General features: G+C 36.6%; 12 protein-coding genes. 4 read left to right on the forward strand and 8 right to left on the reverse strand.

Features of this window, described 5'->3' with window-relative positions:
• The 8 genes from VB654_RS06520 to VB654_RS06555 form a co-directional block, all read right to left on the reverse strand.
• Window positions 1-1034, reverse strand: a 1034-nt coding sequence (locus VB654_RS06520; protein ID WP_323212799.1) for a glycosyltransferase, incomplete at its 3' end; no start/stop codon positions are given.
• A gap of 165 nt (window positions 1035-1199) precedes the next feature.
• Window positions 1200-2174 (reverse strand): GDP-mannose 4,6-dehydratase, encoded by a 975-nt coding sequence (locus VB654_RS06525; protein WP_323212801.1) that lies wholly within the window; start codon window positions 2172-2174, stop codon window positions 1200-1202.
• Window positions 2175-2245: 71 nt separating this feature from the next.
• The gene (locus VB654_RS06530) at window positions 2246-5980 is read right to left on the reverse strand and encodes a glycosyltransferase (RefSeq protein ID WP_323212803.1); all 3735 of its coding nucleotides are present in this window, start codon (window positions 5978-5980) and stop codon (window positions 2246-2248) included.
• A 30-nt stretch (window positions 5981-6010) separates the two neighbouring features.
• On the reverse strand, window positions 6011-7153 hold the full coding sequence (locus VB654_RS06535; RefSeq protein ID WP_323212804.1) for a class I SAM-dependent methyltransferase: 1143 nt from the start codon (window positions 7151-7153) through the stop codon (window positions 6011-6013).
• Between the two features lie 219 nt (window positions 7154-7372).
• A complete protein-coding gene (locus VB654_RS06540) occupies window positions 7373-8113 on the reverse strand; it encodes an ABC transporter ATP-binding protein (protein ID WP_323212805.1) in 741 nt (246 codons plus the stop codon).
• Window positions 8114-8920, reverse strand: a complete 807-nt coding sequence (locus VB654_RS06545) for an ABC transporter permease (protein WP_323212806.1) — start codon at window positions 8918-8920, stop codon at window positions 8114-8116.
• 177 nt (window positions 8921-9097) lie between these two features.
• A complete protein-coding gene (locus tag VB654_RS06550) occupies window positions 9098-9772 on the reverse strand; it encodes a Uma2 family endonuclease (RefSeq protein WP_323212807.1) in 675 nt (224 codons plus the stop codon).
• A 14-nt stretch (window positions 9773-9786) separates the two neighbouring features.
• Window positions 9787-10518: a Uma2 family endonuclease gene (locus VB654_RS06555; RefSeq protein WP_323212808.1), complete on the reverse strand. Its 732-nt coding sequence runs from the start codon at window positions 10516-10518 to the stop codon at window positions 9787-9789.
• Window positions 10519-10612: 94 nt separating this feature from the next.
• Between VB654_RS06555 and VB654_RS06560 the strand changes: the two genes are divergently transcribed.
• The 4 genes from VB654_RS06560 to VB654_RS06575 all read left to right on the forward strand — a co-directional run bounded on the left by VB654_RS06560 (window position 10613) and on the right by VB654_RS06575 (window position 13619).
• Window positions 10613-10804: a DUF2862 domain-containing protein gene (locus tag VB654_RS06560; RefSeq protein WP_194000144.1), complete on the forward strand. Its 192-nt coding sequence runs from the start codon at window positions 10613-10615 to the stop codon at window positions 10802-10804.
• 88 nt (window positions 10805-10892) lie between these two features.
• Complete coding sequence (locus tag VB654_RS06565; protein ID WP_323212809.1) at window positions 10893-11993, forward strand: ArsA family ATPase; 1101 nt, start codon at window positions 10893-10895, stop codon at window positions 11991-11993.
• An 87-nt stretch (window positions 11994-12080) separates the two neighbouring features.
• Window positions 12081-13124, forward strand: coding sequence for a chlorophyll synthase ChlG (chlG, locus tag VB654_RS06570; RefSeq protein WP_323212810.1), 1044 nt, complete (start codon window positions 12081-12083; stop codon window positions 13122-13124).
• A gap of 207 nt (window positions 13125-13331) precedes the next feature.
• Window positions 13332-13619, forward strand: coding sequence for a hypothetical protein (locus VB654_RS06575; protein ID WP_323212811.1), 288 nt, complete (start codon window positions 13332-13334; stop codon window positions 13617-13619).
• The last annotated feature ends 23 nt before the right edge of the window (window positions 13620-13642 follow it).

Genomic DNA, 13642 nt, shown 5'->3' on the forward strand with positions numbered 1-13642 from the left:
GAAGCTTGAACTAAACAATAGCAATTTTCATAGAGAACTCTTAGCTGAACATCAGTAACTGAACCTAGTATATGTATGAATTTACCGCACATCTCATGAGATTCTATAAAAATATCAGTTTCTGAATGCCAACCTTTATTACCTGCAAAAATTAAATTTATATTTTGATAATTTGAACTTAATAATAAATCAAATGCGGCTATAATGGTTTTGATATTTTTATGAGGTACTAAACTTCCCACCACCAAAATATATTGTTTATTGAGTATTTCTCTGAATTCTGGTTTGAAATCATTCTCCTTCACATTCCTATCTTGTGAAACATTACGAAAAGAGTAATTACATCCTAAACGAAAGCTTTTAACTATTAAATCGGGATTAGAATTAGCTAATATACCTTGTTTAATCGCAGTCTTATAATCTTCAGCGCTATTTTTTGATATACATAGCACCTGATCACATAAGCTAGAATACTCTTGATAAAATAGAGTAAAAGCTTGAGTAAAGTTTTTGGAAGAAAATTCGGGAAACTTTATTGGTATTAGGTCATAAGATATAAGTACAATAGTAACTTTACTTCTTCGTAAATTTTGTAAAAATTTGTAGTATGTTTTAGGTAGATCCCAGTTAGCATCAGCTATTATATAAATATCTTCTGGTTGTATGGGAGAATTTTCAAACTCCAGCACAACATTTCTTTTATTTCCATTTAAATTTAGCCAATTAAATACAGGTATTAATAAATTTAAAAGTTTATTTTGAACCCTATAAAAAATTTTTTGCAATTTTCTAAAAATTTTAATTATGGCATTAGCATAAAAATTGTTTTTAGTAAAATAGTTATATTCTTGGCTATTAAGATTAACCACTCTACGCATAAAGTGATTATCAAACATAACTGGAACTATTTCGATATTAGGTTTGTCTAAAGTTATTTTTGATAATTCAGATGTAAGTTCACGAACTACTCGATGAATTCCAGTATTTTTATATTTATGTTTTGCCGTATGAGTACAATCTATAAATATCCTCATTAAAAAATCCCTAATTATAAGTTATTTTGCTTAAAAATATGCCTCATCAAAACAAAAATAAGCAAATGTCATACCACAAAATTTTTAAATACTTAAAAACCAGTATTTTTTATTGCTTCCTACTCTGTTCAATGATCAATAATTTATGTAGCTGTGATTCAACAATTAGCCAGATTTACTGCTTAATTTATTTAGGTCAGAATTAACCATTAACTCAACCATTTGCTCAAAAGAATACTCAAGTTTCCAACCTAACTGATTTTTAATTTTATCCACAGAACCGACTAATTGCACTGGTTCATCAGGACGGTAAAATGCGGGGTCAACTGAAACATAATCTTGCCAGTTTAGACCAACACAGTTAAAAGCACATTCAACGAGTTCTCTCACCGAATGAGTTTCACCACTAGCAATAATATAGTCGTCGGGTTGCTCTTGTTGTAACATTAGCCACATGGCATAAACAGCATCCTTGGCATAGCACCAATCACGACAGGCATCTAAATTACCTAATTTTAATTCATTTGCTAAACCTAATTTGATTTGGGCTGCTGCATGGGTAATTTTACGAAATACAAATTCCGTCCCCCGTCGGGGAGATTCGTGAGTGTAGGTAATACCACAGCAGCCATAGATATTATATTTTTGTCGATAGTTCACAGTCATCCAATGGGCATAAGCTTTAGCCACACCATAGGGATTACGAGGACGAAAAGCGGTGCGTTCAGTTTGGGGTGATTCGTCCGGTTGACCAAAAACCTCACTACTAGAGGCTTGGTAAAATTTAGCATCAGGTTTGCAGCGCCGAATTGATTCTAAAAGACGGGAAACACCAAGTGCTGTATATTCCGCCGTCAGGGATGGTTGAGTCCAGGAAAGAGGGACGTAGCTTTGAGAAGCGAGATTATAGATTTCATCCGGTTGTGAATCTGTAATTACGTCCATTAATGAACATTGGTCTAGCAGATCACCGGGTACAATTTGAACGTCGCTGGAAAGGTGGCTAATCCGTTCCAGGTTGCTGGTACTGGAACGACGGACTAATCCAAATACTTGATAACCTTTTGCTATGAGGAGTTCGGCGAGATAAGAACCGTCTTGTCCAGTTAAGCCGGTGATGAGGGCTTTTTTGGTAGTCATAACTCCCTTTGTAATTTATTAACGCTTAATTTTATTATGAATACAGTGTATAGTCTATTATTTGATCAGTTTTAAAGCACCGATACTTTTGGTTTGATACCCACCAAAATAGGAAATTTTCCTAGATAAAAAACTCGGAACTCTACTAGACATGATGTAGCTAAAATAAACTCTATTTTTATTGTTTCTTCATTTAACAAATCTCGTAGTTTAATTTCTGTTCTGGCTATGACTTTCATTCCGTCATTAGTGGCAATATCTGCTGTAGCAACAATTGTATCTAATTGGGTTTTAGTTATTCTTTTATCAACAGGGGATATTTCAAATTCAACTAAATATTTACCTTGATGATAACAATCATAGGGTCCAAAAATTGCAAATCCCTGCCCATCAATGGGATTTGCTAGAATAAAATAGTCTTGGTTTTTTTCAACAATTGAGCCTATTTGATGAAAAACTACCTCATTTTTATTTTTTTGATTTTCTAAATATATCTCCTGCATTCGCACATTTAAACTGTGATTTACAAGACTGCAATCTTTCGACTTTTTGGCTACTACCCACCAAACGAAACAATCATGAGGATCTTGATTAATTGCATTTTGTATATCTGCTTGGGAAAATTTATTGGTTTGTAAGCCACTTTTTAGACATTTACCAAATAACTGAGGTGGGGTTCCTAATAATTTTTTTGGAATTAACCCACACGAATCTTGGATCTCAAAGCCTGCTATTTCTAAAAGCTCACATATTTGCTCAAAAATTAGTTCATGTATATGTTCTGGCTGCTTCCATCCATACCTATTACTGATCGTGTAATTCGGACTGTCAAGTACAAAAATGCCATCTGGCTTCATTACTCTGTTGACTTCTAACAAGAAACTTACTTGTGCTTCCCATGATATATGTTCGATAAATTGCCCAGCAAATAATAAATCAAAACTTTGTGATTCTATAACACTTAAGTCTTGTCCGTCATGTTGAATCCAAGTGACATTTTTTGGTAAATTCAATGGTTTTTCATTTAAGTCTATACCAGTATGATTGTCAACAGAGTAAGGATAAAACTTATCAAACCATTCAAAATACCAGCTTCCAGCACATCCAATACTTAATATATTTTGAGATTTTGGAATATTAGCAATACAAATAGAGCGACATTCATGCAAAAACAAATTAAAATCAAGGGTTTTTTCAAGCTGCTCTGCATAACTGATTGTATCTTTCAAATCAATACTAGTTTCTGGATTATATTCTTGCTCTTTAGTAGTATCTATAACTTGAGCAAAAGGAATAAGCATTCTTTGAGAAATGTTAGTGTCTATTTGAGCTAATTCTCGTCCCACATGATCAGCAAGCATTTTGCGTTTTGCTTGAGATGAACAAAGCACCTGTTTAATAAAGTCTACATATAAACCTGCACACCGTTCTGGCGAATGTTCTCTAGCAATATATTCAGAGGCATTTTGACTTAGTGAATTTCTATACTCTAAATTTTTAGTCAGTAGCATCAAAGCCTGAAATATTGCCTCAACCTCGTTATTTTGACTAGGCTGGGGTATTTTTAATACTACGTCATCGGGAAAATCAGAGAAAGAACCTATATCTGTAACAATTGTAGGTTTCCCCACAGACAAAATTCGTAGTAGTGAGGCAGAACTTTCACCTTTGAATGGAAATCTTAAATTAAGACAAATATCTGAAACTTCTATGTATCGGTAAAAATCCAGCATATTCACATAGCCAGTCACCTTTACATGGCCTTGTAAATTGAGGTTGCTAACTTCATTTTCAATATTAATTGAACCAAGGTAATCAGTACCACCCACAAATACTAAATAAGCATTTGGCTGATTTGTATGATACTTCTTAAAGGCATGAAGAATTTGTAAAGGACGTTTAGTACTACTGATAAAGCCAAAAGTTGATATGACAAAGCTATCGTCCGGAATACCTAAATTTTGACGCTCATCTCTACCAGATTTTTCCTTGCTAGTAAATTTAGGTACAAGTTGGGGTATATGAACGATATAGTCATTATCATTAGTAAATTCTCGGATAGCAAGTTCATAAGCCCATCTACTATGTAATACAACTCCTATAGAACGTGTAAAAATTCTTCTGTTGATATAAATTCCCGCTTCAGGTAACTTTTCATGAATATTTAAACTTCCAGTTTGAAGTAAGTTTAGGATTTCTGTCGCTCTATCTTTCCCATAACTGTGTTCCATTTCTTTCGACAAGTGAACACCAAATTCTGGACAATGAGCGTCCATATAATTAATTAGACCTCCTAAATAATAATCATGTAATACTGAGATGCCAGTATACCTCATTATTTGGAAATACATATAAGAATGATAACTACTATTACCTATTTGATAAATAATACCTTCATATTCTTGAAGTTGTAATCTGTCTTCAAATTGGCTATGGAGAAATAAATTATCGTTTACACTGACATCAGGTGAGTAACTGCCATCGTGGTACAAGTCAAGATCATAGTGTTTTGATAAGGAGGGTAATAAATCTTGGCTATAATCTGCTATACCAGATTTAGCTGGTGGAAATGGGCTAAAAAAAGCTATTTGTGGCTTTGTATTAACTGTTTTAATTCTGTTAAAAGAAATAGATATTTTATTTAATTGCTGATGTTCTTGAAAAACATCAATCATATTTTTAGCAACAGATTTCCAAGAAAATTTTGCTGCTTGCTGAATTGCCTCTAATGATATTTTTTCTCTTAAATTCTCATTAAATAGGATTGTTTGCATAATTCGAGCTATATCATCAGGCAAATTTGGATCGAATAGCTGATTTTCATCTCCTATAATTTCAGGTAAAGATGAATTATTGCTTGCAACACATGGCGCACCGCATGACATAGCCTCAAGTAGAGGTAAGCCGAAGCCTTCATAAAAAGAGGGGAAAACAAATAAAGAACAGGTTGAGTACAAAGCTCTTAATTCTTCATCTGAAATATAATTGGTTAGGACAATTGACTTATCAATTCCTTGTTTTGAAGCTAAGGTAGTAATTTTTTTAGTAAAATGTTCAGAAACTTTGCAAGCAATTACTAACTGGTAACATTCTTGTAAACTCTTGGGTAGAAGAGAAAAAGCTGTTAATAAACCTTCAACATTTTTCCGCCAATCCTCACCTCCAGTATAAAGAATAAATTTTTTATTAATTCCAAATTTATCTGCAAAATTTTTGAGCCAAGCTTTGTGTTCATTAGTATGAACTCGACGAAAGAAGGGCGATATACCTCCAGAAATGTTGAGAACTTTCTTAGGAGATACATTGAGGTATTTGATTACGTCTTGACGAGTAGATTCCGAGATTGCAAATATAAAATCAGCATTACTGATATTTTTTAATCGCTTCATATATAACGAATGCATATTTGCGTCTTGCAAATATTTATCTGCAAATATGAGTGGGATTAAATCATAACAAATTACAAAAACATTTTTATAAAAACCCTTATAATCAGGTACGATAGATTCTAGTCCCTCCATAGGACTAGGGATAAATATGATGTCAGTGTCTGTTGATGTTAGGACAGTTTTCAATAACAAATCATTGAAGTTGCAACTACCAATGTATGGATAGTTTATATAGCTATAGGGAAATGTATTTTCATCTAATTCTGGTGCTGGTAGAGTCTTATTAGCATATAACTGATAAGTATAATTATGCTGTAAGCTAAATAGGGCTTCTATTACAGACTTGGTGTAACGGCCAATACCTCTATTCCTAGAATTAGTTGTTTGTAGGGCTTGAATATCAATTGCTATTTTCATGCTAATTAAAGTTTAAATTTGCTTGTATCTCTATAAGGTTTTTTTACATACCAACATAGCGACTGCACCAGGAAGGTAATTATTTGGATGATGTTCCTGAACAGCAGCATCTAATTCATTTTCAGTCATAGTCCAAGTAAAATAATCCTTGCGTATTCCATAAGATATTTGCGTGATATTAAAGCTTTGAGTTAGTCTTTGGAGTGCTTCCTTATCATAGATTCTATGTACTGGTGTTAAAGCTTTTTTGCCATAAGGAACTGTGAAAATAAAATTACCTTCGGGTTTTAAAAGGTTATGGATTTGTTTGACAGCTTCAACATCATAAGTTACTCCGACTTCATCCCCATACCATCCCAAGCCAATATGCTCTAGAGTAGATAAAGCAATTATACAATCGAAACTAGCTGGTGAAAAAACAGGCTTGCAGATATCAGTTTTAACAAATTTTAAATTAGGATGAAATAAAGCAATCGGACGAATATCAATTGCTGTAACTGAGTAATTAAGACTAGCTAATTCATACGGAAGGAGACTTTCAGCAGAACCAACATCTAGAATGGTTATGTTGCTTGAGTCATACAAACGTGCCAGAGATTGTAAAACAAAAGATTTTTCTAATATCCTTTCGTTAGTTCCTGCCCAGTAAGCTGCACCATTCTCTTGATAGCCTACAATTATTGGTTCATTGAACCACAAACCACTTGCTATTTTAGCTTCTTCAATAGATAAAATTTGATTTACTACACTTTTTTCTGAATTTAATTTAGCGGATATTTCTTCTAAATTAGGTAAGCTTTCTACTTTCTGTGCTAACTGAGTAAGTTTTTCATTTAATTCTATATTTTTTACAGATGTTTCATGGTTTTCTTGTATTAAATTATACAAAACTTCTTTAACAGCAGAATTAAACGAAATTTGCCTTTTTAATATGTGCCAAGTTAATTTTTTAAGAAGATTTTTTAATACTTTGCTAATGGGAGAGATATATATATCGTTAAAGTAAAGTAAGTAATTACCATCTAGCTCTATAAACTGACGAGTGTACATTGATTGAGAACGTACATTAATTACCTTATTTTCTGTATCTTGCTCATTTTTTGTTTCTGGAAATAATTTCCGAGATTCCTGATAAACATGATTGATTCTATCTAGTACTGTTTCAACTTCCATCTAAATTCTCCTAAGTTTTAATTACCGAAAAAATCAACTGACTTGGTTTATGGGTTTTTTAGTATTTTCATGCCTAATTTAAACTATTTATAATTAGGAGAAACCTTTGCAACTGAAAAAGCGTAGTCTAGTTATTTACATAAAGTAGTAATAAACAAACATAATATTATCAAAACTATCTCTTAATTCATTTCAGTAATCGCTATATAGAAATATACCTTAACTTTGGTTTAATGAATTGAGGTAGCAGTCTACAGTCTCATCAGCATTTCCCATAAAGCGTATTTTGCCTTGATCTAACCAAACTCCATGAATACAAGATTGTTTCACAAAATTTAAATCATGGGATACTACCAATACAGTTGCATTATGATCCCAAAATTTCTCGATCCTTCGTTTACACTTGTTTTTAAAACTTTCGTCTCCTACTGACAATACTTCATCCAAAATCAAAATATCCGGCTGTACGTCTGTGGCAATGGCAAACCCCAGCCTTGCAACCATACCAGAAGACAGTCCCTTAACGGGAACTAGTGCATAGTCCTGCAATTCGGCAAATTCCAAAATTGACTGTGTTCTTTCTCTCATTTCGTTTCTAGAGAAACCTAATAATACTCCATATAACAAAATATTGTCCATTACTGAAATTTCTGCATCGAAACCTGCTCCCAGTTCGATTAAAGGCGCAATCTTACCCCGTACCCTGACGGTTCCACTGGTTTGTTTGAGAATGCCAGAGATTATCTTTAAAAGTGTTGATTTACCAGAGCCATTTGCACCAATAATCCCTATCTTTTCTCCTTTACTTACCACCATATCAATTTTATCCAATACCAATTTCTTCGCTGGTTGGCGATACTTACCCTCTAGAAAAGATAATACAGTTTTCTTGAGATCATAAGAAAACTCTTCTTGAGTCCGTCGCCAAAGGGATATTTTATCTAGACGAATTACTTCCATCTATAACAAATCCATAAATTGATGCCGCCACAATTGAAAACAAGCCCATCCTAGTGATAGTATAATTATGCCACTAAGCAAAGCACCCCAAACTAAATTTAAATCTGGTAATGCCCCTGATAATGAAATCTGACGCAGGCTTTCAATAATTGGTGATAAAGGATTTAACCTTAAAAAAGGCTGCACTGCTTTGGGAACAATAGCTGCTGGATAAAAGACAGGACTACTAATCCACAAAACAAATACAACTAATTCATAAAAATAAGGTAAATCTCTAAAAAATACATATAAAGCACTCACTAAAAATCCAATTCCTGTACAAACTAAAATTAGAGCTAGAATTGGAAAAACCAGAGCTAGGACATTTACTAAACTCTGAGAATTAATAAAAGTCATAACTGCAATTAAGGGTAACACCCCAACGGCAAACTGAAATACATTTGCTGCAATCATTGATACGGGAAAAACACTGACTGGTAATTGAATTTTATTTAAAAGTGACCCATTTCCTACTACGCTACTCAAAGCTTGCATTGTGGAAGCTGAGAAAAAATTCATTACGACTAGTCCCGTAAAGGCTGCCAACATATAGTTCAGTATCGAATTACCATAATATGTAGCGAAAGCAGCCCCAAATATAGCAGTGTACAACCCTGTCATAGTCAACGGGTTCAAGAGTGACCAATAAACTCCGAGAAAAGACCCTCGGTAGCGTACTTTGAGATTTCGCGATACCAGGACGTGCAATAATTCCCAGTAGCGCTGCACTCGCAACCAATTTGAATTATCTTTAAGCGAAAGTGTCATCCTCAAAAATCACCACACAGCAAAGGCTAGTTATTCGCGCATTGTATACTATCAAAGGGCAATTTGCTGCAATAGCTTGCCTTTAGAGAAATTGTTAAGCATGATAGTACCCTGGAAAGACTAGTTAATTTATCAATGAGTTCTGCTATTTGTTTGATATTAATAACGAGTTTTTGCTTAACTTAAACTCTCAGGATCAACACCTAAAGCACGCAAATGTTCTGCTAGTAATTCAGCTCGTTGTCGTTCCTGATCAGCCCGTTGTCGTTCCTGTTCAACCAATTCTGCCAGTTCTGTGGGTATGAGTAATTTATCTCCTGTATCTAACCGATAAAACCTTAACAGTTCCCCTTGTACTTCTAGGCGCAATCCTAAAGGCTGAGATAAGTTGTCAGTGATTGGGTGATAAATTTCATCCTGTAAACGATACCCCTGCAATTTTTCATTAACCCATTCGCCTTTCGGGTCAAATAACCAATATTCTAAAATGCCTAATTGTTCATACAAGAGTTTCTTTTGTTCTTGATCCTGCTTTTGAGTGCCTTTACTGGTCATTTCAAATACCACTTGCGGCACTTGACCTTCTTCCCAAACTTTGTAGTTATCTCTACCCCCAGGCTGCACATCAAAAATTACCATAACATCTGGTGCAACTCTTAATTTGGGAAAACCCTGAGCATAATAGAGAAACTGATTTGCCAGTACTGTTGCCTGTCTACTTGTGAGGTACTGTTTCAATACTTCCAATGTAGTTAAAATGGCATACAGATGTAAGTATGTTTCCGCCACAGGTTCTCCATCAGAACTAGGATATTCAATGTTTGGATCTGCTAACTTGATTGTGGTAGTCATAGTTTTTACCTAACCTAACTAAGCAAACTATCTGGGTCAACTCCTAAAGATCGCAAGTGTTCGGCCAATTGTTGCGATCGCATTTGTTCCGCTTGTAACTGTGATTTCGCCTCAGATGCCTGTTGTTGTGCTGTTATCGCCACCTGCTGTACTGCCATAACAGCTTCCTCTGGTGTCGGCACTAAAACACCATCAGGTGTAAAGTAGCGTAATTTACTATTTTGGATACCCAAATACAGACCCAAGACTTCACTCCAGCGCCATCCATGCTCATTTGGTGTAATTTCCTGATATTTATTGCCTACTAATTCAAACCCGACAAATTCTAAACTTTCCGGCGAAAACCAAAAATACTCAGGGGTATGAAATCGATTTTCATACAAACTTTTCTTTAAATTTCGGTCAACATTAGCTGTACTCTCCGATAATAATTCAATAATCAAATCAGGATAACGACCATCTTCTTCCCAAACTACCCAAGAAGTGCGGGGGCGTTTTTCAGTGTCCTTCACCAAAAAAAAGTCCGGCCCACGAAAATCTCGATTGCGTAACTGCTGACGGCTAAAATAAATTGTCAGATTTGCACCGATAAAGAAATCATTGCGATCGCGCCATAGCCATTCTAAACAAGTTACTAACAGCAGTAGCTGCATATAGTGTAAAGAACTTTCCATTTCCGGCTCATCACTTAACAACCGAGTTGCATCGGGCATTTGTTGTTCTAGCTGTTGCGCTGTGACAAACATAACTATTTACCTGATTGCTTGTTGATTTAATTTTAAACAGATGGGACACTGATTCGGCTAAACTGGGACTTGGTTTATTGCATTGTGACTAGGCATGGAAATCGGACAAAAGGTTAAAGTTTTTCGTCTGCGCGATCGCGTATCTGCTTCTATTGCGAAAAAACTCGGACAAATAGGCATTATTCAAGGCTACAAAGTCACGGATGGTCGTGGAATTGGTGTAGTGGTACTGTTTGACGATAATTCTTCCACTTGGTTTTTTGAAGATGAAATCAAACTTGTGTAATAGATCAAACTCAACGCGGAAGCTAAGAGTATTTGCCTAGTGCTAAGTTGGAGTGGAAAAGATTGGCGGTGAATATAGGAATCAAGTAATGTCCCTGATATTGACATTTTTGGGCAAAGGCGGTGTAGCGCGGACTAAAATTGCGATCGCCGCCGCCAAGTTATTGGCAAGCCAAGGTAAGCGTGTACTTCTAGCAGGTTTGGCAGAACCAGTTTTACCCATTTTACTGGATCAGACCCTGACTGCTGATCCCCAGGAAATTGCTCCCAATTTACAGGTTGTGCAGTTTCAATCATCTGTATTGCTAGAACGCAACTGGGAAGAAGTGAAAAAACTGGAGGCGCAATACCTCCGCACGCCCATCTTCAAAGATGTTTATGGTCAAGAACTGGTAGTTTTACCAGGGATGGACAGCGCCCTGGCCTTAAATGCGATCCGCGAATATGATGCCAGTGGCAAATATGACGCGATTATCTACGATGGTACAGGTGATTCCTTAACCCTGAGAATGTTGGGGATGCCAGAATCTCTCAGTTGGTATGTACGGCGATTTCAGCAATTATTTGTCAACTCAGATTTGGGAAAGACTATTGCGGAATCGCCTTTAATTCAGCCCCTAATTAGCAGCTTTTTTAATGTCAACTGGACAGCAGATAACTTTGCTCTCCCCACCAACCAAGTGAATGGTTTTTTAGACAAGGGAAAAGCAGCCCTTGCTGACCCCAATCGCGTTGCTGCCTTCTTGGTGAGTACAGCAGACCCTCTAGAGGTGGCAAGTTCCCGTTATTTGTGGGGTAGCGCTCAACAAATCGGTTTAACCGTTGGTGGTGTAATTCTGGTATCACCTGAGCCAAACATCAACCTATCAGAAGAATTTACACCTCTGACTGTGAGTGTTGTTCCCGATGTTCCCACAGGTGAATGGCAACCTTTGATAGACGCTCTACCCAACTTTGGAGAACAAGCACAACAAGCTCCTAAACCCATAGAAATTGACATCCATAACCGTCAAGTGCGCTTATTCTTGCCAGGTTTTGATAAAAAGCAAGTCAAACTGACGCAGTACGGGCCAGAAGTCACTGTAGAGGCAGGAGATCAACGGCGTAATCTCTTCTTACCCCCAGCACTCACTGGCAGACAGGTGACAGGAGCCAAATTTCAGAATAATTATTTGATAATTTCTTTTTAAGTCCTGCTGGGTAGGGGGATGAGGTATTGAAAAAATTCTTGCCTATTCCCCGTTTCCCATTTCCTATTCATCAGTAAGTTTAGTTTTATGTCAGAATCAACCCCAATTAACCCTAATTCTCAGCCAGCAGAGGCTATAGAGTCAGTTCCACCCAAAGAGGAGGAAATTACAGCCGTTGCTGACCGCAGTTCCAAGGCTCGGCAATTATTAGGCATGAAAGGCGCAGCATCAGGGGAAAAATCCATCTGGAAAATTCGCCTGCAACTAATGAAACCCATTACTTGGATTCCTTTGATTTGGGGTGTAGTCTGTGGTGCGGCTTCTTCAGGTAACTATACTTGGACACTGGAAAATGTCTTGATGTCGGCAGCTTGTATGTTGCTTTCAGGGCCTTTACTGGCAGGTTATACCCAAACCTTAAATGAATACTATGACCGGGAAATTGATGCGGTGAATGAACCATACCGTCCAATTCCTTCTGGTGCAATTCCCTTACCCCAAGTGATTACACAAATTTGGGTATTGTTAATCTCAGGAAATGCTCTGGCTGTTGCACTAGACGTTTGGGCAGGTAATGAATTTCCGACGATTACAACGATAGCTATTCTGGGTTCCTTTATTGCCTATATTTATTCTGCACCCCCATTAAAGTTGAAACAAAACGGTTGGTTAGGCGGTTATGCTCTGGGTGCGAGTTATATGGCTTTTCCTTGGTGTACTGGTCATGCGCTGTTTGGCGAACTGAATTGGAAAATTGTTGTGATTACCGTGGTTTATAGCTTGGCTGGGTTGGGTATTGCCATTGTGAATGATTTTAAAAGTGTGGAAGGCGATCGCCAGTTCGGATTAAAATCATTACCTGTAATGTTTGGTGTCACCAGAGCAGCTTGGGTTTGTGCCGTGATGATTGATGTATTTCAAGCTGTGATTGCAGTTTATTTGATCACTATTCATGAAAACTTGTATGCCGCAATTTTGCTGTTGTTAATCATCCCCCAAATCACCTTCCAGGATATGTATTTCCTCCGTGACCCTCTAAAAAATGATGTCAAATACCAAGCCAGCGCCCAACCGTTCCTAGTCTTAGGAATGCTTGTGGCTGGTATAGCCCTGGGTCATGCTGGTGTTTAATATAGGGCTTGCTGTTCGCGTAGCGTGCCGTTAGGCATAAAAGTTATTTGTGAAGATAGGGAACAGGGAACAGTCATTGGTCATTGGGAAGTTACCGTCTTTTCTCCCCTGCACCTGCACTGAATTTATACTTCCTTAGTCGGAAGTAAGGAATAAGGAGTTAGGAGTTAAAATACTTCTAACTCTTAACTTTTATCAGGACTTACCGTGCTAGAACTGACAAATTTTTTGGTGAGGGGGATTCAACCATTATTAGTCCCTATTTGCTTTGTCACTGCTTGGAGTGTCATTATTCTCTTTGCTTCGAGTCTTTGGGTGGCAGCTAGAGATAGCGTCAGCACAGCCAAGCAAATGCATCAAATTCCATGTGCTAACTGCCAATTTTTTACCGACAATTACCACTTGAAATGCACTGTACACCCATCCACTGCTAGTACAGAAGAAGCTATTGATTGTTGTGACTATCAACCAAAGACCAATCCCATGCTTTATTAGTTTAGGGCTGGCTGAAGAAATCT

It is taken from the genome of Nodularia sp. UHCC 0506 (genome assembly GCF_034931045.1).
In the GTDB taxonomy this organism is placed as follows: Bacteria; Cyanobacteriota; Cyanobacteriia; order Cyanobacteriales; family Nostocaceae; genus Nodularia.

What these genes read in the sequence shown, in the direction of transcription:
- chlG (WP_323212810.1), top strand. Translation starts at nt 12,081, where the DNA reads ATGTCAGAATCAACCCCAATTAACCCTAATTCTCAGCCAGCAGAGGCT.
- VB654_RS06550 (WP_323212807.1), bottom strand. Translation starts at nt 9,772, where the DNA reads ATGACTACCACAATCAAGTTAGCAGATCCAAACATTGAATATCCTAGT.
- VB654_RS06535 (WP_323212804.1), bottom strand. Translation starts at nt 7,153, where the DNA reads ATGGAAGTTGAAACAGTACTAGATAGAATCAATCATGTTTATCAGGAA.
- VB654_RS06540 (WP_323212805.1), bottom strand. Translation starts at nt 8,113, where the DNA reads ATGGAAGTAATTCGTCTAGATAAAATATCCCTTTGGCGACGGACTCAA.
- VB654_RS06545 (WP_323212806.1), bottom strand. Translation starts at nt 8,920, where the DNA reads ATGACACTTTCGCTTAAAGATAATTCAAATTGGTTGCGAGTGCAGCGC.
- VB654_RS06530 (WP_323212803.1), bottom strand. Translation starts at nt 5,980, where the DNA reads ATGAAAATAGCAATTGATATTCAAGCCCTACAAACAACTAATTCTAGG.
- VB654_RS06560 (WP_194000144.1), top strand. Translation starts at nt 10,613, where the DNA reads ATGGAAATCGGACAAAAGGTTAAAGTTTTTCGTCTGCGCGATCGCGTA.
- VB654_RS06525 (WP_323212801.1), bottom strand. Translation starts at nt 2,174, where the DNA reads ATGACTACCAAAAAAGCCCTCATCACCGGCTTAACTGGACAAGACGGT.
- VB654_RS06555 (WP_323212808.1), bottom strand. Translation starts at nt 10,518, where the DNA reads ATGTTTGTCACAGCGCAACAGCTAGAACAACAAATGCCCGATGCAACT.
- VB654_RS06565 (WP_323212809.1), top strand. Translation starts at nt 10,893, where the DNA reads ATGTCCCTGATATTGACATTTTTGGGCAAAGGCGGTGTAGCGCGGACT.